A 23,164-nucleotide genomic window follows, 5' to 3' on the forward strand; every position below is an offset into this window, starting at 1 on the left:
GGTCAGGATGGGGCCCGCGCGCCGGGGAGACAAGTCGTTCGGCTGAACATGCGCGCGGCTATCATCGCTGGCCAGTTCTTCACCGATCGCCCGCGCATGAAGCTCATCGCCTACGTCCTGGATGGCCATACGCTGGACATCCGCCCTGCCCCGCACGAGCGCGCGTGGATGGATGCCACCGACCAGCGCTACGCCTACCGCTGCCTGCCGCTGGCGATCGCCAATGCGCATGGCTGGGAGCTGCTGTGCCAGTCCGGTTTCGAGGCCAGTTGGGACGGCAGCGACGCACTGGCGGCGATCAGCATCAGCGCCGATGCCGACACGCAGGCACCGGCGATCAGCCACTTCGGCTATGGCGTGCTGACCTTCCACGTACCGTGCCTGTTCCGCACCGACACCGGCATCGACCTGTTCGTCACCGGTCCATTGAACCGGCCCAAGGACGGCATCGGCGCGCTGAGCGGCATGGTAGAAACCGACTGGAGCCCGCACACCTTCACCATGAACTGGCGCTTCACCCGGCCCGGGCGGGTGCGCTTCGAGGCGGGCGAACCGTTCTGTCATCTGTTCCCGCTGCAGCGGCAGTTGATCGAGCAGGTGCAGCCGCAGTGGAAGCCGCTTTCCGAAGCGCCGCAGCTGGCGCAGCAACACGCCGACTGGACATCCAGCCGCACGCGCTTCCTGGACGAACTGCCCGATGCGCAATCGGCGGCGGCACGCGAGAAATGGCAGCGTGGCTATTTTCTTGGTGTGGCCGCACCTGGGCAGCCGCCAGTGCCGGGACATCGGTCGCGACTGCGCCTGCCGATGTTTACCCGTGCCGGCAGCGAGGACGCGCCCGCAGAGTGAGGCCGACGGAGTCCGTCAGCGCTGCGTCGGATCTGCCTTGCCGGACCTGCCGGAGGGGGCGGCCGGTTTGCTCGGCGCCCGCTCGCGCGCCTCGCGCTCCACCACGTCCACCTGCGGGTCTTTCCATGGCCCGGTGACGTGATAGGTCTTGGCACCGATCGCACCCAGCGGTTTGCCGAGCACCGCGTTGGCCGCTGCGCCGACGGCGGCCCCCACCGGGCCGCCGGCCACTGCGCCGACCACGGTCAGCAGGTTGCCGGCCTTGGGGTTCACGTCCACGGTCTGGTCGAAGGTCTGCGCGCGCAGGTCGGTCTGGCCTCGGATCGCGATGTCGGCAGCCGGGCCTTCGATGCGGATGGCATCGGTCCGCGCGAAGCCCTCGCCGAAGCGCACCTCGCCGGCCAGCTTGTTGAAGGCCAGCCCCTTGGAGAAGAAATCGCGGAAGTCGAACATCAACCGGCGTGGCAGCTGCGCCACGCTCAGCAGACCGAGCACGCGGCCGGCGCCCGGGTCCACTTCCAGCAATTGGCCATTGCGCACATCGACCTTGAGGTTGCCGTCCAGCGAGCCGAGCGCGAAACCGGTTGGTGAGCCCTGCCAGCCGGCATTGAGCTCCAGTTGCCCTTCGCCGCCGCGCAATTGGCCGCCCAGGGTGAGGTTCTGCAGCAGATTGCCCAGGTTGCGGCTGTCCACGCGCGCCGACAACCGCGTGCTGGCCGCCTCGCCCTTGCCGCGCCAGGCCCCGGTGAGGCCGATGTTCTGATCGTCCGAGCGCAGTTGCAGCTGATCCACCTGCATGCCATCGGTGAGCCGGCTGCTGCGCAGGGTGGCCGCACCGAAGGTCATCTTGCCGATCTGCAGATCGTCGATATCCAGCGCCAGCGGCGGGATCGACACCGGGTCGAATTCGGCCACGGCACGACGCGCGGGCTCCGGCAACGCGCCTGCCAATGGGTCGCCGGGCTCGGGCGCGGCCGGCTCGGCAGGCGCCTCCACCGGCTGCCAGTGCACGGTCTTCAACGTGCCCTGCACCGTTGCGCCGTCGGCATTGGGCACGGTGAGCTGGCCGGCCAGCGAGGGGCCGTCCAGCGTCACCGCCACCGTATCGCGGGTGGGGCGCAGACGCAGACGCGTCTGCGGGAACACCCCACCGATCATCAGCAACCGGTCTGCCTGCACATCCACCTGCTGCAACGGCATCGGGTCTTTGACGGGCACGGCCGGCTGGCCGGGCAACGGTGGCATGTCGGCGTCGCCGCTGCTGCCGCGCGCCAGGCTGATCCAGTCGATCGCATCCAGCGAGGCGGCGCGGCCGGTCACCACCAGCCCGTTGGCGGGTGGCCGTTCGGTGACGGTATCGGTGCCCATCACCACACGCACGCCGGTCTGCGCGCCATGGCTGCTGGCCTTGAGCGCCACCAGCTTGCCGAACCCCACATCGATGTCGCCATCGCCCAGCGGCAGCGCGACCCTGACCCGGGTGTCCAATGGCTCGCTGGCTGCCTTGTCCAACGGCGCGGGCAGATCCAGCGTGGTGCCGACCAGATTGGAGCGCAGCGTCAGCACCGCATTCGCATCGGTCTGCCCCGGCGGCGGCAGCGGCACATCCACGCCCACCTGCCAGGGCGCACTGCCATGCACGTACGGGCGCAGCCATTCCATCTGGGGTGCACGGTCGAACAGTTCCCTGGCATCCAGGGTGGCGCCCAGACGTGCTTCGAAAGCTTGCCTGGGGTCCTGCACCAACCCGCCGGCGCGCAACGATAATTCGCCGCTGCGGCCTTCGTGCTGCACGCTCAGCCGCTCGGCGGCAAAGCCGGTGTCGCGATACTCGGCCTGCCCGCTGACCTGGTCGAAGGCCAGGTCCCAACGCGCGTCGGCCAGCTTGGCGCCCTGCAGGGCCACCGTGCCCTGCAGATGGCCACCGGCACCATGCGTCCGCAAGGGGCGCAGCAGGTCGAAGGTCACGGCGGCCGGCCCGGACACGGTGAGATTGCGCAAGGTGTCGCCATAGCGCCGCTCCAGCGGACTCTTGCGCAACATGCCGAGCAGTTGCGCCGCATCGGCCTGCGTGGATGCGCGCACGTACAGTTCGGAGGTGGCAAAGCTGGGAATACCCGCTTCCAGCTGCGCGACCGGGGTACCGGCCAGATCGCCCTGCCCTTGCAGCGAGAAGCCGTTGCCGATGAAGCTCAGGTTGGCCTGGACCTGCTCCATCGCCGGCCAGTCCGGCTGGAAGCGGATCACGCCATCGCGGATCTGCCCGAACGCTTCGAAGCGCCCGTCGTTGTTGTCGAACGGCCAATCGTCCAGATCGCCGCTGACCAGGCCAGTGCCGCCGGTGACGGTGCCGCCGGCCACGGCCATGTCGAGCCAGTCGATGGCGGCCTCGCTCATCTTGGAGCGGATCCAGAACTTGCGCGCCACCGGCAGCGCCACATCGTCCAGTTGGGCCGCCAGCTGCATGCGCGGGCGGCTGCCATCGCCCTGGAACCACAGCCCGCCACGCACGTTGGCGCCGTAATCCTTGCCCTGCACGCGCAACGCCGGAGTGGCGACCTGCCAGCCCGCGCCTTCGCGCCAACCGACGATCTTGCCGGCCAGCTGGATCTCGTGCACCACGCCGAAGCCGGTCGGCCAATCGAAACGCAGCGTGGCGTCGGGCGCGGGGTCCAGCTCGACGCCCTGCGCATCGCCATCGAGGGTGCCGCGCAGGCCACTGATGCCGGGCGCATTGCCCACCGGCAGAAATCCCAACGCTTCGATCTGGCCCCGCGCGCGCAGCGCGCCGCCTGGCTCGCCGGCGACCTGCAGGTCGGCCACGCGCAGCTGCGGTTTGGACAGGCTCAGCCAACGCCGCAAAGCGGGCGACAACTGCTCGCTCAAGGCGGCAGCTGCGATCAGGCCCGAGACATCCACATGCTTGCCCACCACCGCATAGCGGCGCCCGCCGGCAATGCTCAGCCCGTCCAGGTGCTGCAGTTGCGCTGCCGGGCCCAGGCGCAGCAGCGGCGCGTCCACGCGCCAGCCGCCATCGATGGTCTGCCAGCGCGCACGCGCCTGCAGCCGTTCCCAGGTGAGCGTGCGCCGCGCGGTCTCGTCCGGCAGCGCGGCCCCGGACAGGCGGAGCTGCTGCAGGTCGACATCCACGCTCACTGCAGCGATCCGGCGTGCGCGCAATTGCGCCCAGGCCTGCAAGCGCCCACCACCGCCCTCCACGCGCATTCCGCCGAACTGCAGCAACGACGCCCATGCGGACAGGTCGGCCGGATCGGCTTGCACATAAGCGCTGCCGTCGCCGCTGTCGCGATCGAATTCCAGCACCGCCGTCAGCGGCGCGCGCTTGAGATCGATCCAGCTACGGCTGCCCACCTTCACCGTCGAGCCGCTGACGCGCAGGCGCAGGTCGATGCGCGGCAGCGTGGTGTCCAGGCCGATCGAAGGCGCGGCCACGTGCAGTCGGGCTTCGGCCAGCTGGATCTCGCCCAGCCGGCGCAGCGCATCCAACGGATCGGAGTTTCCGCCGCTGGGCATGCCCTGGACCGACCACACACCGTCGTCGCTGCGCTGCAAGGTCAGCGCCAGGCCGCGCAGGCGTATTTCGGTCAGCGAATGGCCCGGCAGCAACCCGGCGTACATCGCCAACAGCACCTCGGCCTGGCCGACGCGCACCTCGCCGTGCGGACCGATACGCAGCCCATCCAGCCGCAGCAGCGGACCGCGCCGGGTCCATTCGGTCTGCAGCCGGTCGAACGCAATCGGCTGACCGGCACGCTGGCTCAGCCACTGCGCAATCTGCTGCGGGTGTTCCTCGGCCAACGGCAGCGCCTGGCTGGCCGCGCCCACCAACAACGCGACCGCCACCAGCGCAAGCGCGCAGGCGGTGATCGCATAGCGGCGAAACAGACGAAGACGGCGGCGCAGCGGGGTGGGCATCAGGAGCGGGGATTGGGCATTGGGCATTCGGGATTGGTTACAGCGTGTCCAAGCACGGTAACGTCAACGCTCCTGCTGGCCGCACATCATGACGGGGCCGGCTTTTACAAATCCCGAATCCCGGATCCCCAATCCCGAACTCACAGCAGCACCACATCGAACTGCTCCTGCAGGTACTGGTCGTCGGACTGAAAGCGGATGCTCTTGCCGAGGAACTCTTCCAGTTCGGCCACGGCGGCGGACTCTTCCTCGGTGATGCGGGCGACCACTTTCGACGAGGCGATCACCAACAGGCGCGCGGCATCGAACTGGCGCACGGCGCGGGTGATCTCGCGGAAAATTTCGTAGGTCACCGTTTCGGCGGTCTTGATGGTGCCGCGCCCGCCGCACTGGCCGCAGGTTTCCGAGAGCTGGCGCTCCAGGCTTTCGACGGTGCGCTTGCGGGTCATCTCCACCAGGCCCAACGGCGAGAACTCGTACACGGTGGTCTTGGCATGATCGCGCGCCAGCGCTTTTTCCAGGGTGCGCAGCACCTGCCGGCGGTGCTCCGCATCGTCCATGTCGATGAAGTCGATGATGATGATGCCGCCCAGGTTGCGCAGGCGCAGTTGCCGCGCCACCGCCTGCGCGGCTTCCAGGTTGGTGCGGAAGACGGTTTCTTCGAGGTTGCGCTGACCGACGAACGAGCCGGTATTGACGTCGATGGTGGTCATCGCCTCGGTCTGGTCGATCACCAGATAGCCGCCGGATTTGAGCGGCACCTGCTTGTTCAGCGCGCGCCCGATCTCGTCTTCGACCCCGTACAGGTCGAAGATCGGGCGGTCGCCGGTGTACAGCTCCAGCCGCTCGGCCAGCACCGGCATGTACTTGGCCACGAATGCCTGCAGCTGCACGAAGGTCTCGTTGGAGTCGACCTTGACTTTTTCCACGTCGCGGCGGATCAGGTCGCGCACCGCGCGCAGCGGCAGGCTCAGGTCTTCGTAGATGATGCTGCACGGCGGCGCTTCGCGGCCGCGGCGCTCGACCACGTTCCAGACCCGCGACAGGTAGGCGATGTCCTCGGCCAGCGCCTCGGCCGGCTGGCCTTCGGCATTGGTGCGGATGATGTAGCCGAAGCCGCCATGCTGGGCCGAGACCTCGCTGACGATGGTCTTCAGGCGCAGCCGCTCGGCTTCGTCTTCGATGCGCGCCGACACCCCAACCACCTTGGACTGCGGCAGCAGCACCAGATAGCGCGAAGGGATGCTGATCTGCGTGGTCAACCGCGCACCCTTGGTGCCGATCGGATCCTTGACCACCTGCACCACGATCTCCTGGCCGTCGCGCAGCAGCTCCACGATCGGCACCGAGGCCGGCGGCGGCGGCGGGATCGGGGTTTCTTCGGTATCGACCACGCTGGCTGGTGCCGGTGCCAGACGGACCACGTCGTTGGCGTGCAGGAACGCGGCACGCTCCAGCCCCACTTCGACGAAGGCAGCCTGCATGCCCGGCATCACCCGCTGCACCTTGCCCTTGTAGATATTGCCCACCACGCCCCGGCGCCAGCCGCGCTCGATGTGCAGTTCCTGCAGCATGCCGTTCTCGATCACCGCCACACGGGTCTCGCGCGGGGTGACGTTGACCAAAATCTCTTCCGACATCAATGCGCTCCGAAGGCTGTGAGCAACTGCGAGGTGTGGTACAGCGGCAATCCCATCACGCCGGAATAGCTTCCGGACAGATGGCGGATGAAGCGTTCGGCGCGGCCCTGGATCGCATAGGCGCCAGCCTTGCCCATCGGCTCCCCGCAGGCGGCGTAAGCGGCGATCTGCGCATCATCGAGCGTGTCGAAGGTAACCTCCGACACCACCAATGCCTGGGCCGGCGCCCGCTGTGCGCAGACTAGAACCACCGCCGTGAGCACCTGGTGGGTGCGCCCGGACAACGCGCGCAGCATGGCAACGGCATCGTCCACATCGACCGGTTTGCCGAACACCCGCTCGCCCAGCACCACCTCGGTATCGGAGCCCAGCACGATGGCGTCGGGGTCGGCGGCCTGTACCAGCGCCAGCCCGGCATGCGCCTTCTCCAACGCAACGCGCTGCACGTACTGGTCGGGCGATTCATCGGCTGCGCGCAGCTCGGGCACATCCAGTTGCAGCGTCTGGAACGGCACATCCAGGCGTTGCAGGAGTTCTTGTCGGCGCGGCGAACGGGAAGCGAGATAGAGCATCCGTCCAGCATACCTGTTGCCCGCACTCGCCCGCTTGCCTGGTGAACGCACACACCGTTGCCGACGGCGCTGTCGTGCTCGACTCACAACATATTCATCGAGCTGCCAACACGCTCGCCACACAGACAAGGAGATCTCATGCGTACCCATCTCAAGCCGTTGTTGCTGGCCCTGTCCATCGCTGCCGGAACCGCCATGACTGCCCACGCCCAACCTGCGTCCAGCTACACCATTCCCAGCGACGGCACCCTGCTCAACGTCTCGGCCGAGGCCGAAGCCAAGCGTGTGCCGGACATCGCCACGCTGTCTGCCGGGGTGGTCACCCAGGCCGCCGACGGCAACGCCGCCATGCGCCAGAACGCCGAACAGATGAGCAAGGTCATGGCCGCGGTCAAAGCTGCCGGCATCGCCGACAAAGACGTACAGACCAGCGGCATCAATCTGAGCCCGCAGTACACCTACAAGGAAAACGAAGCGCCCAAGATCAACGGCTACCAGGCCAGCAACACGGTCAGCCTCAAGGTGCGCGACATCACCCGCCTGGGCAAGGTGCTCGACGCCCTGGTCGCGCAAGGCGCCAACGACATCAACGGCCCCAGCTTTTCGATCGACCAGCCCGAGCCGGTCTACGACGAAGCCCGCGTTGCCGCACTGAAGAAGGCCCAGGCGCGCGCCGAAACTTACGCCAAGTCGCTGGGGCTGAAGGTGCGCCGCATCGTCAGCATTTCCGAAGGCCGCAGCGGCGGCGCAGTCCGCCCGATGATGATGGCCGCCTCGATGCGCTCGGCAAAGGCCGAGATGGACACCCCGGTCGCCCCCGGCGAGAGCACCTTGTCGATCAACCTGGATGTGACGTTCGAGCTGGGGCGTTGACCTGACCGCAACCGCGTTCGGTTTGCTTTGCAGACTGCCCTCCTCGAGGGCAGTTTTTTTTATGGCCAAGCCAAAATTTTTGTTGCCTCCTCTTGCGATGGCAACGCCCCGTTTCCGACACGAGTCAGGCGCGCCAAATGTGTGCGGATCGATGCGATCGGGGCGAATCGACCAGCCGACCTCCAGCGCTTCGAAATCGCTTGTGCCCGCGCAGAGGTCGCGGTAAACCTACGCCACCGGATGGTGATGTGCGTCCGGCTCGCGCTGGTCCTTTCCGCAGTTCCGTTCTGGAGGTGGATGATGGTTCGCACGCAATCGCAGGTTTCTTCCCGTCCCCTTGGCATCGACCCCTCGCGCGTTCTGGCGATGAGCACGGCCGTGGCATTGCACCTGCTGGCCGGCGGGTTGTTGCTGATTCCGCTCTCGCACCGGGCCATTCCGCAGCAGACCGCGCCAAAAGAGCGCTGGCTCATGCCGGTCAGCATCCCGACGCCGCCACCGCCGCTGGTGTTTCCAGTCGAAGTAAAGTTCACGCCGAAAACGCATTCACCGACCAAGACGCTGCCGGTGCCGGTACAGACCCCGGTGATCAGTGAACCCTCCGTTGTCGACAGCGCACCGGCTGCCGTTGCCGCAACGGTCTCCGACGCTGTTGCAGACAGCGCTCCGACAACCACCCCACCCAGCGGCCCGGTCGAAGCAGGGCAATTGCAGTATCTGAGTTCGCCCGCGCCGAGCTATCCGGCGGCTGCACTGCGTGCAGGGCAGCAAGGCACGGTGGTGCTGCGCGTACTGGTTGGCACCGATGGGCGTCCGGCCGAAGTGAGCGTGCAGACCAGCAGCGGCCATCGCGTGCTCGACCTGGCCGCGCGTAGCCAGGTGCTGCGCAGCTGGCGCTTCCAGCCGGCGATGCAGAACGGCCAGGCCGTGCAGGCCTATGGTCTGGTGCCGGTGAGCTTCTCGCTGAACTAAGTGGCGACTGGATGCGGCGGCCTGCAACCGCAGCCGCCGCATCGATGTGGCTCTGCGCACCAGTTCCGTTAGGCGCTCTTATGCGCGGTGATACGGATGGTTGGCCAGCATCGCCGCGGCGCGATACAGCTGCTCGGCGACGATCAGGCGCACCAGCATGTGCGGCAGGGTGAGCGGGCCGATCGACCAGCTTTCGCTGGCGCTCTTGAACACCTCCGCCGCGTGGCCTTCCGGCCCGCCGATGAGAAACGCCAGGTCGCGGCCCTGTCCGCGCCAATGCTCCATGCGTTGGGCGAGCTGTTCGGAACTGAGCGGGCGCCCGGGGACATCAAGCGCCACCACGTAGGCATTTTTTGGCAGCGCCGCGAGCACGCGACGGCCTTCGTCGTCGGTCGCGCGCTGCGCATCGCGGCCCTTGCCGCGCAGGCCGGGCTCGATCTCGACCAGCTCCAGCGGCATCCAGTGCGAAAGACGTTTTTGATATTCGGCAAAACCTTGCGCCACCCAGCTTGGTGCGCGCTCGCCGGTAGCGATGAGTCGGCATTTCATGGCCACATGATATCCGCGTCACAGCCCGGGCAGCCCGCGGCGATTTGTCACCGCGTGTCATGGTGTGGTTACAGCTGGCAATTAGTGTCGCTCGACCACCCAGCCACGCAGGAGTCGTTCGATGCCGATTTTCGATCCCGCCCGCCGCCAGGTTCTCAAGGGCAGTGCTGCCGTCATGGCCGGCGGCGCCCTTGGCAGCTTGAGCGCGCTGCAGTCGCGCCAAGCCCAGGCCGCCACCTCGCCTTCCACGCAGCTTGCACCGGTCCCGAGCCGGTACGGCCCGCTCGCCCCGGTCGCCGACCAGAGCACCGGTTTGCCGCTGCTGCAGCTGCCACAGGGTTTCAGCTATCGCTCGTTCGGCTGGAGCGGCGACCGCATGGACGACGGCCAGCCCTGCCCCGACCGCCACGACGGCATGGCCGTGGTCGGCCTGCGCCGACCCGACTGGCGCCCCGGTAGCGACCCGCTACGCGGTCTGGAATATGTGCTGATCCGCAACCACGAACGCGGCGCAGGCAACCCGTTCCGCGCACCGGCGATGTACGACACCGGCATCGTCAGCGGCACCCAGCAGGCCGGCGGCGGCACCACCACGCTCAGCTACGGCCGGCGCGGCTGGGGCAGCCTGGAGCCCAGCCTGGGCGGCACGCTGGTCAACTGCGCCGGCGGCCCCACGCCTTGGGGCACCTGGCTGAGCTGCGAAGAGATCAAGACCAATACGGTCTCCAGCACCGGCCGCAAGCATGGGTACGTGTTCGAGGTGGACCCGGACAGCCACCGCACCACCGGCCGCCCGCTGGTGGGCCTGGGCCGTTTCAGCCATGAAGCGGTGGCGATCGATCCGCGCACCGGCATCGTCTATCTCACCGAAGACGACCGCAACAAGGCCGGCCTGTACCGCTTCATCCCCAACGACCGCCGCGGCCGCAATGGCTCGCTGGAAAACGGCGGGCGATTGCAAGCCGCGCGCGTGCGCGGGCGCCGCAATGCCGATCTCACCGTGGCCAGCATCGGCCAGCAATTCCAGCTGGAATGGGTGGATATCTCCGAGCCCGACCTGGACAGCATCGCTGCGCCGGCCGGCTTTGCCGATATCGGCGCCAACGACACCCTGAGCGGCCCGTTCGCGCAGGCCTGGGCCGATGGCGCGCTGCGCATGAGCCGCGGCGAAGGCATCTGGTACAGCTACGGCAAGATGTTCATCGTCGACACCAGCACCGGCGTGGATGCGCAGGGGCGCCGTGGGTACGGCAACGGTGCGGTGTGGGTACTGGACCTGTTTACCCAACGCCTGAGCGCGCTGTTCGTCAGCGGCAATCAGCTGGCTGCGCACAACCCGGATAACGTGACGGTGAGTGCGCGCGGCGGCGTGGTGTTGTGCGAAGACGGCGGCGAAAGCCCGGACCAATACGGCCCCGGCGCGCGTCTGCTCGGGCTGACGCGCAACGGCGCCTCGTTCTATCTGGCCAAGAACAACGTGCAGCTGACCTCGCAGCAGATTGCCGATGCCGGCAAGACGATCGCCGAAGGCGACTACCGCGACACCGAGTTCTGCGGCGCGTGCTGGGACCCGTTGGCGCGCACCTTGTTCGTCAACATCCAGACGCCGGGCATTACCCTGGCCATCACCGGGCCGTGGGAACGCGGACCGCTGTAAGCGCGTGGCGCTGCGCACCTGCGGTATGCATGTCCCGAACAGCGCGTGGCCAAGGAATGCACGACGCCGACCGATTGCGCAGCGAACGCCCCACACAACAACGGCGCCCAAGGGCGCCGTTGTTGTCTCTGCGCGCCTGCGGCGCACCTGCGCAGACTCAGCGCAGTTCGTCGGACTCGTCTTCGTCGGACGGGCGTTGATCGCCCACGGTCCACAGACGCTCCAGTGCATAGAACTCGCGCACGCGCGGCAGCATCACATGCACCACCACATCGCCCAGATCGACCAGCACCCATTCGGCTTCGCGCTCGCCTTCCACGCCCAGCGGCATCACGTCCAGACGCTTGGCGAACTTGACCACTTCGTCGGCGATCGATTTGACGTGGCGGGTCGAGGTGCCGGAGACCACCACCATGTAGTCGCAGACGCTGGACTTGCCGCGCACATCGATCTCGACCACGTCCTTGGCCTTGAGTTCTTCGACAGCCTCGCGCACGGTAGCCAACAGGGCCGGCACGGACGGCGGCGGGTTCGGAAGGGAGGTCTTGATGACTTGGGCTTGGCTGGTCAAAGCGGCAACTCGATGGAATTGGCGTGAATTATAGGCCGGTCCGGCAGCACGCGTGTTCAGGTAGCCGGGCGGACGCTGCGGTACAGGCCTTCACGCTGGATCATTGCGGCCACCGGGGGCGGCACCAGACGCTGCCATTGCGCGCCGGTGGCGATGCGTGACCGCACCGCACTGGCCGATTCGCCGCGCAGTGGCTGATGCAGCAGATACAGGCGGCCGGCCGGCGCACTGACCAGCTCGTCCGCGCGTGCGACCCAGCGGCCCTGCACCATCGCGGCCAGCTGCGGTGCGTCGGCCAACGCCAAGGGTGTGCCCGGACGGGCGGCAACCACGAAATGCGCCAGCCCGAACAACGCCTCCCACCGATGCCAATGGTGCAGCCCCACGAAGGCATCGGCGCCGAGCAACCAGGCGATCGGCGCTGCAGGGCCAAGTTCGGCACGCAGCTCGCGCAAGGTATCGACCGTATAGGACGGCGCATCGCACTGCGCAGCGCGCTGCAGTTCGCGGGTATCCAGTTGCAGGCCTGGAGAGTTGGCCAGCGCCAGTTGCAGCATCTGCGCACGCTGCGCAGCGGTGGCACCGGGTGCAGGGCGATGCGGCGGGTCGGCCGCCGGCACCAGTTGCACGCACGCGCCCAGTTCGTCGCGCGCCGCGCAGGCGATGGCCAGATGGCCCAGGTGGATCGGGTCGAAGGTACCGCCGTAGTAAAGATGGAGCTGGGAATCGGGGTTCGGGATTCGGGAATCGGAAGAGCCGGGGTCTGCAACGTGGTCGGGATGGGAGTGTTGCTGTTCCTGCGATCCGGAAGAGCCGATTGCACGGCTGGCCTGCGCAAGCTGGTCGGAATGGGCTCGCTGCCGGTCACCCTGCCCTTCCCGGCTCCCAAGTCCCGGGTCCCGGGTCCCGGCGTCCCTGGCCTTCACGCCAACAATCTCACCGCGCGGGCTTCGGCCACGGCCACCAGCAGGCGTTCCAGACCAACCCAGGCATCGCCGTCGGCGCGGCCCTTGGCCATGCGATCGACCAGCCCGGCTTCGGCGACGAAGCGTTCCCAGCGGTGCGGTTCGGGGTGACGCTGCAGCGCGCGCTTGAAGGGCGCCTGGCGCGATTCCCACAGCCCTTGCGCCTTCATTTCGGCGGCCAGGTTGCCGCCGTTGGCCTGCACCTTCGCCAGCGACGCGGTGCGCAGCAGTTCCTTGATCAGGATCGGCATCAGCGCGGCGACCGCCTCGCCTTCGCCGCGCAGGCCGGCAAGCATGCGGATCACCGCGGCCGGCTGCCCGGACAACGTGGTTTCGGCCAGCCGGAACACGTCGTAGCGCGCGGCATCGGCCACCAGCGATTCCATCGCCTCCAGATCCAGCGTCTTGCCGTCGGCCAACAGGGCGAGCTTGTCGATTTCCTGCGCGGCGGCGAGCAGGTTGCCTTCCACCCGCTCGCTCAGGCGCTGCACGGCAGCGGCATCGGCGCGCAGGCCGTGCGCGCGCAGGCGGCGCTCGATCCAGTCGGACAGTTCGTGCGGTTTGATCGCCCAGGCCACCGCGATGGTGCCGATGCGACCGACCGCCTCCGCCCACTTGCCGTGATGCGCCTTGCTCCAGTCGTTGGCGGTGATCAGCAGCACCACGTCCGGCGGCGGGTTGGCGCAGAAGCGGGTGATGACCTCGGCCCCGTCCTTGCCAGGCTTGCCGCTGGGCAGGCGCACTTCGACCAGGCGGCGCGGACTGAACAGGCTGGGCGCATTGAAGCTGGCGTCAAGCTGGTTCCAGTCGAACTCGCGGCCATCGGCATCGAATACTTCGCGTTCGCCGATGCCTTCGGCGCGCGCGCGTGCGCGCACCGCATCGGCGGCCTCAAGCACACGCAAGGTCTCGGGGCCGGCGATCAGATACACCGGCTGCAAGGGCTGGCTGGACTGGCCGGCCAGCTGCTCTGGGCGAAGTTCCATCACCGAAAACGCGGGGCGCGGCTCAGTTGCCCGACGTGGGCGCGGGCGGCAACGAGGCCGGCACGCTGGATTCGGGTGTCGTGGTCGGCTGCGCTGGCGCCGTCGGGGCCGGCGGCAATGGCGCGGTCGGCGTGCTCTCCAGACCTTCGCCGCGCTGCAGGCGTGCCCGCACCACGCTGTCGATACGACGCAGGATCGAGGCCGACATGTCCTTGCGCAGTTCGTCGGCAAGGATTTCGCGCTCGGTTGCCGTACCGGTGGCATCCACCGGTGGCGACACGTAGTCGCGCGAGAGCTCGATCACCTGCTGCGGCACCAGCACCGAGCCATTGGCGGTGGTGACGGTGAAAATGGCCGCGTAGCGCAGGCTGTATTCCTGTGCACGGCCCTGGCTGTCGATGGCGATCGGCAGATCGCCCCAACGCTCGGACAACACCTGCAACTGCGCAAAGCCGGTCTTGGCATCCTCGTCGGCCAGCGTGGCGCCGGAGGCCTTGAGACCCCGCCGCAACAGCTTGGCCAACTCGCTGTACTGCACGGCGGACTGCACCTTCACCGCCGGTGTGTCGGGCGGCAACGCCAGCGAATTGCGCAAATGGAAGCCGCAGGCGGTGAGGCTCGAGACGAGCACGAGGGACGCAGCGAAGGCAGTAGGAAATCGAATCATGGGCACAGTCTGGATGAGCGCCCCGGCGGCGGCAACAGGCGGCTAGCCTGCCCGAGACCGCGTGAACGGGGCTTGAGAGGGCGCCGCGAAAAACTGCGGCGCCCCAGGAATGAAAAAACGCGTCGCCACGCGCCAGTGAAACGCATCGTCGGCAACCACTGCCAAAACTCTACCCACGCGTCGTGCGCGCCAGTGAAATGCGGTGTCGAAAACGAAAGCAGTGCCCACGTAAGCCACGCCACGCGCCGACGCGGTGATTTGCCTGAAAACCCAGCAGCACGTCGTCACGCACCGATGGAATGGTCGCCCAAGACACCTGGCGCTTCTCGCCGATCGGCCTCGCCTTTTCGTGTTGCCGCGCGCCCATGCCATGCATCGCAAGATCCATCGCAGCACCACATCCGCACATCGCACGCCGGTGCAGTGAGCGGCAGCTGCAACGTTACCCACGCGCCTGACCGCATTGGACGTCCCCGCCACCGTGCAAGCGCGTTGCCACGCCGATCCGGCGCACTGCCCGGACCGGCGAGGGCAACCCGCCGGACCAGCACGGCTTAGCCGGCGACGATGTTCACGATCTTGCCCGGCACGATGATGATCTTGCGCACGCTCAGGCCTTCGAGGAACTTGGCGGCGTTCGGCTCGGCCTGCGCCAGCGCTTCGATCTGTTCGCGGGTCGCATCGGCAGCGACGTCGATCGTGCCGCGCAACTTGCCGTTGATCTGCACTGCCAGTGTCAACGCATCGCGCACCAGCGCGCTGGCATCGGCCTGCGGGAACGCCACGTTTTCCAGCAGCGTCTCGCCGCGGCCCAGGACCTGCCACAACGCGTGGCTGGCGTGCGGGGTGATCGGATTGAGCAGCAGCACCATCGCCTCCAGCGCTTCCTGGCGCACCGCGCGGCCCTGTTCGCTGGCGTCGTCGAACTTGGCCAGCGCGTTGGACAATTCCATCACTGCGGCAATGGCGGTGTTGAAGCTGTGGCGGCGGCCGTAGTCGTCGCTGACCTTGCCGATTGTCTCGTGGGTCTTGCGGCGGATCGCTTTCTGCTCGGCGCTCAACGCGGCGACATCCAGCGCGGCCGCCGCGCCCTCACCCACGTGCCTATGCACCTGCACCCACAGCCGGCGCATGAAGCGCGCCATGCCGTCCACGCCGGCCTCGTTCCACTCCAGCGACTGCTCCGGCGGCGCGGCGAACATCGAGAACAGCCGCACGGTGTCGGCGCCGTACTTGGCCACCATCGACTGCGGATCCACGCCGTTGTTCTTGGACTTGGACATCTTCTCGGTGCCGCCGATCTGCACCGGCTGACCGTCGGCGATCAGCACCGCGCCGGTGACGCGGCCCCGCTCGTCGCGCTGGATTTCCACGTCGGCCGGGTTGATCCAGTCCTTGCCGCCGTTGTCGGCATCGCGATAGAAGGTCTCGGCGATGACCATGCCCTGGGTGAGCAGGTTGGTCACCGGCTCGTCGCTGTCCACCAGCCGCGCGTCGCGCATGAGCTTGTGATAGAAGCGGAAGTACATCAGGTGCAGGATCGCGTGCTCGATGCCGCCCACGTACAGGTCGGCCGGCATCCAGTAATTGGCGCGGCGGTCGACCATGTCGCGTGCGTTGGGGCTGGTGTAGCGCGCCACGTACCAGCTCGATTCCATGAAGGTGTCGAAGGTATCGGTCTCGCGCTCGGCCGGGCCGCCGCAGTCCGGGCAGGTGGTCTGGCGCCAGCTCGGGTCGGTCTTGATCGGCGAACCGGTGCCGGAAAATTCCACGTTCTCCGGCAGCACCACCGGCAGTTGGTCTTCCGGCACCGGCACCGCGCCGCACTTGGCGCAATAGATCACCGGAATCGGGCAGCCCCAATAACGCTGACGGCTCACGCCCCAGTCGCGCAGGCGGTAATTGACCCGACGCTGGCCCTGGCCCTTGCGCTCGAAGCGCTCGGCCAGTGCTTCGAAGGCACCGCCGAAATCCAGGCCATCGAACTCGGCCGAATTGATCAGCTCCAGCTCGCGGCTCTTGTCGGTGTACCAATCGCGCCAGTGGGTGGCGTCCCAGGTCTGCTCTTCTTCGTTGCGCGGCTCGCGCAGCTTGACCACCTGCACGATCGGCAGGCCGTACTTGTTGGCGAACTCGAAATCGCGCTGGTCGTGGCCCGGAACGGCCATCACCGCGCCGGTGCCGTAGCCCATCAGCACGAAGTTGGCCACCCACACCGGCACCTGCTCGCCGCTGATCGGGTGGACCGCGGTCAGGCCAGTGGCCATGCCGCGTTTTTCCTGGGTTTCCAGCTCGGCTTCGGAGACGCCGCCATGCTTGAGCGTTTCCAGCAGCGCGGCCAGTTCCGGGTTGGACTTGGCGGCATGCAACGCCAGCGGATGCTCGGCGGCGATCGACACGAAGGTCACGCCCATCAGCGTGTCCGGGCGGGTGGTGAACACGCGCAGCGGGTCCAGCGGTGCGCCGTCGATGTCGCGCACGTCGAACTGGATTTCCAGCCCTTCCGAGCGGCCGATCCAGTTGCGCTGCATGGTCTTGACCGAATCCGGCCAACCATCCAGTTGATCCAGGCCGTCCAGCAGCTCCTGGGCGTAATCGGTGATGCGCAGGAACCACTGCGGGATCTCGCGCTTTTCCACCAGCGCGCCGGAGCGCCAGCCGCGGCCGTCGATGACCTGCTCGTTGGCCAGCACGGTCTGGTCGATCGGGTCCCAGTTCACCACCGCGTTGCGGCGGTAGGCCAGGCCCTTGCGCATCAACCGGGTGAACATGCGCTGCTCGTGCACGTAATAGTCCGGCGTGCAGGTGGCGAACTCGCGCGACCAGTCGATGGCGTAGCCCAGCGATTTCAGCTGCGCGCGCATGTGCTCGATGTTGGCGTAGGTCCACTTGGCCGGCGCGGTCTTGTTCTTGATGGCGGCGTTTTCGGCCGGCAACCCGAACGCATCCCAGCCCATCGGCTGCAGCACGTTATGGCCGGTCATGCGCTTGTAGCGGCTGACCACGTCGGAGATGGTGTAGTTGCGCACATGGCCCATGTGCAGCGCCCCGGACGGGTACGGCAGCATCGACAGGCAATAGAACTTGGGTTTCTCCGAGCTCTCGTCGACCTGGAAGGCGCGGGTGGCATCCCAGAACTGCTGGGCGGAGGTTTCGACCTGCTGCGGGTCGTAGACGTTCGGTTCGACGGTGGACATTGGGAGCGGATGCTCGGGCGGTGCAAAGCGGTACAGGGTACCGCAGTGCAGCAGGTGGACCAAACCGTTACCGCAGCGCGGCCGGCTTCGGCGGCCAGATCCAGCCCGCGACCGCCAGCCAGCCGACCCAGGCCAGGAACGCCAGCCGTTGCGCAATGGCCTGGCGCACCAGGCCCGGCGGGCCGAACGCCAGCACTGCCACCAGCAATCCGGCCGCCAGGCTCAACCAGGCCAGCCTGCGGGTCGTGGCATCGTTGAGCAGCGCGGCGGCAATCAACAACATGCCGGGCACGAACGCCACGGCCCACAACAACCAGGCGGTGGCATGGGCCTGGCTGGCACGGCCATCCAGATCGGTGGGATCCAGCGGCAGCATGCCCATGCCCAGGAAGGCCAGGCCGGCCAGCACGATCAACTGTCCGCCCACGCGCAGACTCCAGCTGGCCTTGGGCGGCATGCGCGCCAGCAGGCTGACCCCGGTGGCCATGCCCAGCGCGCCCACCAGCACGAAGGCGACCAGATTGAAGCCCAGCGCATGCGGCACGCCCTGCGCGCCCAACAGCGCCACCGGATGGCTGGCCTGCAGATAGCCCGGCAGCGTGACGCCGAAACCGGCCAGCGCCAGTACGAAAACCGTTGCCGCGATCAGGCCCATGTAGCGCTGCGCGCGCTCGGTGGTTGCCATTGGCTTGCTCCAACACGGGGCGCGACGCGCCGCCAGAACGCGGCATTGTCGTGCCGGTCGGGCGCGGCGTGAACCCCTGACGCTGCCACGGCCATGCGGAAGGCGCCCGAACCGGGCACGTGAGCGCCTCATTGCGGCTGGGCTTGTGTCAGCCGCGTTTGCCACCATTACCTCCCACTGTTGCCGCACTTAACTTCTGGAAGCCCATGTCCGACAAGCCGCATGTATTCGATGCCACCACTGACACCTTCGAGACCGAGGTCCTGCAGAAATCGTTGACGACACCGGTCCTGGTGGACTTCTGGGCCACCTGGTGCGGCCCCTGCAAGTCGCTGACGCCGATCCTGGAAAAGCTGGCCGGCGAGTACAACGGTGCGTTCGAGCTGGGCAAGGTCGACGTGGACAAGGAACAGCAGATCGCTGCGGCGTTCCAGATCCGCTCGGTGCCGACGGTCTTCCTGGTCAAGGGCGGGGAGATCGTCGACGGCTTCCCCGGCGCGATGCCGGAAGGCCAGGTGCGCGAATTCCTGACCCAGCACGGCGTGCTGCCGGCCGAGCCGCAGGTGGCAGAAGACGTGCCGCCGGCGCCGCTCGACCCACAGGCGCAGGCCGCGGCGCTGCGTGAAGCGGTCGCCGCCGAACCGGACAAGGACGAACTCAAGCTGGACCTGGCGCTGGCGCTGCTCAAGACTGGCGACACCGCCGAGGCCGAGCAGTTGATCGATGCCCTGCCCGCCAACCTGGCCACCGACGACCGCGCGGTGCGCGCCAAGGCGCGGCTGAGCTTTGCCAACGTTCTCAAGGACGCCCCGGACGCCGGCACCCTGCAGGCCGCCGTGGATGCCAACAGCGCCGACCTGCGCGCACGGCACCTGCTCGGCGTGCGCCATCTGCTCGACGGCAACGACGAAGCGGCGCTGGAGCAGTTCCTGGAAATGCTGCGGCAGGACCGCAGCTTCGACGACAACCTGCCGCGCCGTAGCCTGATCGATGCCTTCCGCGTGATCGAGGACGAAGATCTGGTCGGCCGCTATCGTCGCAAGATGTCGGCGCTGGTGTTTTAAGCCCCAGCGTTGACGTGCGACACCTGCGCTGAGTTGAGGCGGTCACCCGATCGCCCTGCTCACCGCAGGATGCGCGCCGGGCCTGTGCCCGGCGTGTTGCGTTCGGGGGCCTGCATGGCTTTTTGACCCGGGCCAACGACCATGACGACACCAGCTCGCGGTCGGCAGCAACGGACGGACGCCGTGCCGACCACGCGCAGCCGGCCTACTCCATACGCATGCGAATGTTATGCTGCGCACTTTCCCTCGCCAAGGAAACAGGCCCGTATGCGCGCATCGCTGTTCAAGTTAGGCATCAACCTGTGGCCGCCATTTTTGTTTGCCGGCATCCACGTCACCGTGCTCTCGGCCGACTACCGTTTTGCGCGGGTGGAGCTGCGCCAGCGCCCATGGAATCGCAACTATGTCGGCACCCATTTCGGCGGCAGCCTGTTTGCGATGACCGACCCGTTCTGGATGCTGCTGACCATGCACAACCTGGGCCGCGAATATTACGTGTGGGACAAGGCCGGTAGCATCGAATTCGTCAAGCCCGGGCGCGGCACGGTAACGGCGGATTTCGTCATCGACGACGGCGTGCTGGCGCAATTGCGCCAGGCCACTGCAAACGGCGAGAAACATCTGCGCTGGTTCGAGAACACGGTCTACAACCGCGACGGCGAAGTGGTCGCACATGTCCGCAAGCAGCTCTACGTCAAACGCAAGCCGGTACGCTGAGGATGACGGCAGTGACGCTGCCACGCCAGCCGATACGGCGATGCATGTTTCGCTCGACTCGCCGCCCACGCAACGGATGATGGCAGAGCGAAACAGCTGCACGCCCTCCTGACCAGGTGCTAATGCCGCAGCAGCAAACGCGCAGGCGCTTTGCTATGGGCGCAACGCGAGTGTGGCCACCGCAGCCGCAAGCGTGCCGCCCGTTGCTGCAGTTGTCGCGCAACGCGCATCTGTTTTGTATCAGGCCATGGGCGCATTGACTTGGAACCCGTTGCTCACTGACAAGCCTGCGTTCTGGCATGCAGGTAACGCCGGGCTGACGCAAGCGCCACGGGCCGCAGCCCTGGCTGCAACTCGTAGCGCGTGCGTTTGGTTATGGCCAGGCGCCGGCGTCTGGGCGGCGCTCAAGGCCTACCCTGTTGCCACTGCTGCAGCGCCTGCTTCTGACGCAAGGCCGCGCCAAGCGCGTGCAATTGCGCAGACAACTCTGCGATCACCGCGCGGCCTTCGCCTTCACCCGCGACGGGGAGATCGGCCAGCCGACCAAGCGCATCGTCGATGGTCGCGATCGAGACCGCTTGCGCAGCCACCTGGTTCCTTAGCTGCTGCAACGCATTGCGCAATCGGTCGACGTCAGCGCTGAGCGGCACGGGCACGCCCGTGCCTTCTTCCATGGCACGCGCCACTTCGCCCTGGGCTGGCGGGGGAAGCAAGCCAAGCGCTGTGTCCAGGGGCTGGGCGAGCGTCTGCAAGGTGCGTGAAATCGTTCTATCCTGCTCGGCCGCTACAATGGCGCGCTCGTGATCCAATCGCGTGGCCTGGGTGGTATTTGTGCCGTTCTTGGCTTTCAGCGCATTCCACACCACATCGTTGAAGAACATCTGCGCTCCTTGCTGCAACACCCATGCTGGAGAATTGTCGGCCTCTCCAGGCAAGCTGCCGCCGCCATACCCTCCTCTCAGCGGGGAAGCGATCAATCTGGTGGCACCCAACGAAGCCATGTTGGCCAGCACATTGCCGACCATATGGCGTCCCAGCACATCGCGCAGCGCCGTCGTTGCCGCGTTCGCCGTGCTGAACGCCTGTTTCGCTAATGCCATCGCTTCCTGACCTGTCTGCAACAGATAGCTGGGAAAATGCACCGCATCGGACCACGTGGCAGGAGGTCGTGTCTTGTCCGGCAATGCAAGAGCGAACAGATTCAAGCGCTGATTCCCACCGAGCAAATCGGGAACCGTCATCTGGCCAGTGCGCCCCATTGCCTTGCCGGTGTCCAGCAACGCCTTATGCAGAGCGCCTGCACCACCCACCGCCAGCCCGGCCAGGCCAACTTCGGCAACCGCCGTACGGGTGGAGGGGTCCCCTGAAGTGCGCCGCGCGGCGTTAAAGCCGCCGCTGATGGTCGGCCTGAGCAGCATGGTGTCCAGCGCCGTATCGTCCAGCATGGACTGACGCTGAGCGATTCCTGCCCGACGGTCATAGGCCTGTGCCGTGAGCTCGGCACGGGTCGGCGTACCGTTTTCTCCGGGACGCACGAAGCGCTTGTTTCCCTCAGGGGTGACTTCCAATAGGACCGGCGGCGGGTCCGGCACCAGGATCTTGGGATCGATCGCCTGGAAACGCGGCAGATTGGCAACGCGCGCGCGCCTGTCCATCGATGGAATCAACAGCGTGTCGCAGGCATGCGACCCCATTCCCGAGATCACCCCAGCCAGGGTCGCTGTACTCAAGGGTTCCGAAGCGGGCGGGCGGCTGCTCTGGTAGGCAGTGGCTGCAGAAATGCCGAGCGGCGTCCGCAACGCGCCAACGAAAAACGACCTGAGACTTTCATACGCAATGGGCAGCGACGCTTTCCTGCCGACCGCCTTCATATCCCCGGCAACTTCGTAGGCAGCGTCCGGACCGAATGCCTCAATACGCTCCTGCAAGCGGGCATCGGCCCACTGCACGTATTCCGCCTGCAATGCGAGCTGCTCGTCCGACGGCTCCGCAAACGGGCGATCCTTCAGACCTGCACGCAGTTGCGCCTTCAGGCGTTCGCAAGCGGCGACACAACGCTGCGCGTAAGCCCCCTGCGTCGCCGAAGAAGAAGCTGCCTGCTGGTTGCCTGGATGCCGCCCAGCGCGATGCTGGCGCTCCGCGCGCTCAGACGCAGCGCGGGAGGATTCACCCGCTTCCGGACGCCACTGCCTGGTCTTGGCGGGGGATAATTCACCCGACGGCAGCGTGGTGGTCTTGCCTGCACGCGCGCGCAGGCGCGGGCTCGGCTCCGCCAGCCCCTTTAGCACCGTCGAACGCGGCGTCTGCGGCTCTGGCACGAATGGTTCGCCTGCGTGCGCGGCACCGGGATTTGCGGACGATCCACTTGGGATGGACGGTGGAGCGCTGTTCTGGCGTTGGAGCTTCATACGACTGCCTCCCTCGCGCTGCCCGCCTGCGTTACCAGCGCATCCAGCACGACACGTGCGACGATCTGCCCCCGCTCGAGAGTGGCGGCCACGTCTTCGGGCGTCTGCGCGAGCAGCAACGGGCAGATGCACAGCAGGCCCAGGTTGGACATCGTCAGCCGCCACCCGTACTCGGTCAGCAGTTGCTCTTGCAGCGCAAGCAGTGTGACGACCTCGTCGCCCTCGAGTTCGCGTGCGGCCAACGGCAGGATGACTTCCGGAAATCCCGACACGCCATCGTTCCGGGGCTGCGCATGCACGCGACACAGCATGCCCGCAGGCCCGAGAACGGTCTCGCCTTCACGCAGGCGCTGCACCAGTGCATCGGTCAGGCCCAGGCGAAGACCAAGACCGGAAAAGAACGAAGCCACCATGTAATCTACATTGATCTGATCGGATGTCATTTGAGGTATCTCACAATGAAAGTGCGAGCTTCATCGCTTGGCTCTGCCTGGGCAGTGTCACTGTCAGCGCCCGGTCACCGCAAAAAAAGCGCGAATCACCGGCGCAACGCACGAAGCGCAAAAGCCTCACGCAAATAGTTCGATCCGCACTTTTGCCTGTTTGCTCAAGTCAGCGATCAAGGCTGTGGTGGCCAAAGATTTTTCGGCACCTCAGGGCATATCCGTCGCCAATGACCATCGCCTGCCGCGCCGTCCGGCGCGGCAGTCCTGACGCGCAGCACCATTGGCATGCACCCATGACGACCTGCTCGCCCTGGACGCGCATTTTGGAAGGTTGCTGACGAGACAGAGACCGGCCGACTGCAGAGCGCCAGTGCATTTGAAAAGACTGCCCTCTGTCACGCTCCACATCC

General features: G+C 66.9%; 18 protein-coding genes. 6 read left to right on the plus strand and 12 right to left on the minus strand.

The window, feature by feature from the left end; all coding sequences use genetic code 11:
- Window positions 1-96 precede the first annotated feature (96 nt).
- Entirely contained in the window at window positions 97-849 is a 753-nt protein-coding gene (locus AC1POX_RS14380; RefSeq protein ID WP_218504588.1) for a DUF6065 family protein, read from the plus strand.
- Window positions 850-864: 15 nt separating this feature from the next.
- On the opposite strand, the gene AC1POX_RS14385 is transcribed toward AC1POX_RS14380, so the two are convergent.
- From AC1POX_RS14385 to AC1POX_RS14395, 3 genes are all read right to left on the minus strand, one after another.
- Entirely contained in the window at window positions 865-4,785 is a 3,921-nt protein-coding gene (locus AC1POX_RS14385) for a YhdP family protein (RefSeq protein ID WP_372356305.1), read from the minus strand.
- A gap of 140 nt (window positions 4,786-4,925) precedes the next feature.
- Entirely contained in the window at window positions 4,926-6,425 is a 1,500-nt protein-coding gene (rng, locus tag AC1POX_RS14390) for a ribonuclease G (protein ID WP_011347997.1), read from the minus strand.
- Window positions 6,425-6,997 carry a Maf-like protein gene (locus AC1POX_RS14395; protein ID WP_011347998.1) on the minus strand — a complete coding sequence of 191 codons (573 nt, stop codon included), beginning with the start codon at window positions 6,995-6,997 and terminating at the stop codon, window positions 6,425-6,427. The genes rng and AC1POX_RS14395 overlap by 1 nt, the downstream gene beginning before the upstream one ends.
- A 138-nt stretch (window positions 6,998-7,135) precedes the next feature.
- Here AC1POX_RS14395 and AC1POX_RS14400 point away from each other — a divergent pair, with 138 nt between their 5' ends.
- On the plus strand, window positions 7,136-7,870 hold the full coding sequence (locus tag AC1POX_RS14400; protein WP_008573166.1) for an SIMPL domain-containing protein: 735 nt from the start codon (window positions 7,136-7,138) through the stop codon (window positions 7,868-7,870).
- A gap of 297 nt (window positions 7,871-8,167) precedes the next feature.
- Window positions 8,168-8,842: an energy transducer TonB gene (locus AC1POX_RS14405; protein WP_071118012.1), complete on the plus strand. Its 675-nt coding sequence runs from the start codon at window positions 8,168-8,170 to the stop codon at window positions 8,840-8,842.
- Between the two features lie 78 nt (window positions 8,843-8,920).
- Here the strand turns inward: AC1POX_RS14405 and rlmH are convergent, their stop codons facing one another.
- A complete protein-coding gene (gene rlmH, locus AC1POX_RS14410) occupies window positions 8,921-9,391 on the minus strand; it encodes a 23S rRNA (pseudouridine(1915)-N(3))-methyltransferase RlmH (protein ID WP_372356306.1) in 471 nt (156 codons plus the stop codon).
- A gap of 121 nt (window positions 9,392-9,512) precedes the next feature.
- Between rlmH and AC1POX_RS14415 the strand changes: the two genes are divergently transcribed.
- A complete protein-coding gene (locus AC1POX_RS14415; RefSeq protein WP_372356307.1) occupies window positions 9,513-11,048 on the plus strand; it encodes a PhoX family protein in 1,536 nt (511 codons plus the stop codon).
- Between the two features lie 157 nt (window positions 11,049-11,205).
- Here AC1POX_RS14415 and rsfS read toward each other — a convergent pair whose 3' ends face one another.
- The 6 genes from rsfS to AC1POX_RS14445 all read right to left on the minus strand — a co-directional run bounded on the left by rsfS (window position 11,206) and on the right by AC1POX_RS14445 (window position 18,119).
- A complete protein-coding gene (gene rsfS, locus AC1POX_RS14420) occupies window positions 11,206-11,619 on the minus strand; it encodes a ribosome silencing factor (RefSeq protein WP_005912943.1) in 414 nt (137 codons plus the stop codon).
- Window positions 11,620-11,675: 56 nt separating this feature from the next.
- Complete coding sequence (nadD, locus tag AC1POX_RS14425; RefSeq protein ID WP_338334144.1) at window positions 11,676-12,545, minus strand: nicotinate-nucleotide adenylyltransferase; 870 nt, start codon at window positions 12,543-12,545, stop codon at window positions 11,676-11,678.
- Window positions 12,542-13,570, minus strand: a complete 1,029-nt coding sequence (gene holA, locus AC1POX_RS14430) for a DNA polymerase III subunit delta (protein WP_014090574.1) — start codon at window positions 13,568-13,570, stop codon at window positions 12,542-12,544. The genes nadD and holA overlap by 4 nt, the downstream gene beginning before the upstream one ends.
- A 22-nt stretch (window positions 13,571-13,592) precedes the next feature.
- Window positions 13,593-14,237, minus strand: coding sequence for an LPS-assembly lipoprotein LptE (locus AC1POX_RS14435; protein WP_008573172.1), 645 nt, complete (start codon window positions 14,235-14,237; stop codon window positions 13,593-13,595).
- 554 nt (window positions 14,238-14,791) lie between these two features.
- Entirely contained in the window at window positions 14,792-17,434 is a 2,643-nt protein-coding gene (gene leuS / locus AC1POX_RS14440) for a leucine--tRNA ligase (RefSeq protein ID WP_122272569.1), read from the minus strand.
- A gap of 67 nt (window positions 17,435-17,501) precedes the next feature.
- A complete protein-coding gene (locus AC1POX_RS14445) occupies window positions 17,502-18,119 on the minus strand; it encodes a DUF998 domain-containing protein (protein ID WP_008573173.1) in 618 nt (205 codons plus the stop codon).
- Between the two features lie 206 nt (window positions 18,120-18,325).
- Here AC1POX_RS14445 and trxA point away from each other — a divergent pair, with 206 nt between their 5' ends.
- Entirely contained in the window at window positions 18,326-19,183 is an 858-nt protein-coding gene (gene trxA, locus AC1POX_RS14450; RefSeq protein WP_014090577.1) for a thioredoxin, read from the plus strand.
- Window positions 19,184-19,450: 267 nt separating this feature from the next.
- On the plus strand, window positions 19,451-19,900 hold the full coding sequence (locus tag AC1POX_RS14455; RefSeq protein WP_122272567.1) for a DUF4442 domain-containing protein: 450 nt from the start codon (window positions 19,451-19,453) through the stop codon (window positions 19,898-19,900).
- A 404-nt stretch (window positions 19,901-20,304) separates the two neighbouring features.
- Here AC1POX_RS14455 and xopF1 read toward each other — a convergent pair whose 3' ends face one another.
- Together xopF1 and hap3 are read right to left on the minus strand one after the other, a co-directional pair.
- Window positions 20,305-22,308, minus strand: a complete 2,004-nt coding sequence (gene xopF1, locus AC1POX_RS14460) for a type III secretion system effector XopF1 (protein WP_338334146.1) — start codon at window positions 22,306-22,308, stop codon at window positions 20,305-20,307.
- Entirely contained in the window at window positions 22,305-22,751 is a 447-nt protein-coding gene (gene hap3, locus AC1POX_RS14465; RefSeq protein WP_372356308.1) for an Hpa3 family type III secretion system protein, read from the minus strand. Before hap3 ends, xopF1 begins: the two co-directional genes overlap by 4 nt.
- Between the last annotated feature and the right edge of the window lie 413 nt (window positions 22,752-23,164).

The sequence above is a fragment of the Xanthomonas sp. NCPPB 3442 genome (genome assembly GCF_056725145.1).

Coding starts and splice junctions, on each gene's coding strand:
- AC1POX_RS14445 (WP_008573173.1), bottom strand. CDS start 18,119: ATGGCAACCACCGAGCGCGCGCAGCGCTACATGGGCCTGATCGCGGCA.
- AC1POX_RS14380 (WP_218504588.1), top strand. CDS start 97: ATGAAGCTCATCGCCTACGTCCTGGATGGCCATACGCTGGACATCCGC.
- AC1POX_RS14395 (WP_011347998.1), bottom strand. CDS start 6,997: ATGCTCTATCTCGCTTCCCGTTCGCCGCGCCGACAAGAACTCCTGCAA.
- AC1POX_RS14405 (WP_071118012.1), top strand. CDS start 8,168: ATGATGGTTCGCACGCAATCGCAGGTTTCTTCCCGTCCCCTTGGCATC.
- rng (WP_011347997.1), bottom strand. CDS start 6,425: ATGTCGGAAGAGATTTTGGTCAACGTCACCCCGCGCGAGACCCGTGTG.
- AC1POX_RS14435 (WP_008573172.1), bottom strand. CDS start 14,237: ATGATTCGATTTCCTACTGCCTTCGCTGCGTCCCTCGTGCTCGTCTCG.
- AC1POX_RS14400 (WP_008573166.1), top strand. CDS start 7,136: ATGCGTACCCATCTCAAGCCGTTGTTGCTGGCCCTGTCCATCGCTGCC.
- rlmH (WP_372356306.1), bottom strand. CDS start 9,391: ATGAAATGCCGACTCATCGCTACCGGCGAGCGCGCACCAAGCTGGGTG.
- AC1POX_RS14455 (WP_122272567.1), top strand. CDS start 19,451: ATGCGCGCATCGCTGTTCAAGTTAGGCATCAACCTGTGGCCGCCATTT.
- holA (WP_014090574.1), bottom strand. CDS start 13,570: ATGGAACTTCGCCCAGAGCAGCTGGCCGGCCAGTCCAGCCAGCCCTTG.
- leuS (WP_122272569.1), bottom strand. CDS start 17,434: ATGTCCACCGTCGAACCGAACGTCTACGACCCGCAGCAGGTCGAAACC.
- xopF1 (WP_338334146.1), bottom strand. CDS start 22,308: ATGAAGCTCCAACGCCAGAACAGCGCTCCACCGTCCATCCCAAGTGGA.
- hap3 (WP_372356308.1), bottom strand. CDS start 22,751: ATGACATCCGATCAGATCAATGTAGATTACATGGTGGCTTCGTTCTTT.
- trxA (WP_014090577.1), top strand. CDS start 18,326: ATGTCCGACAAGCCGCATGTATTCGATGCCACCACTGACACCTTCGAG.
- AC1POX_RS14385 (WP_372356305.1), bottom strand. CDS start 4,785: ATGCCCACCCCGCTGCGCCGCCGTCTTCGTCTGTTTCGCCGCTATGCG.
- AC1POX_RS14415 (WP_372356307.1), top strand. CDS start 9,513: ATGCCGATTTTCGATCCCGCCCGCCGCCAGGTTCTCAAGGGCAGTGCT.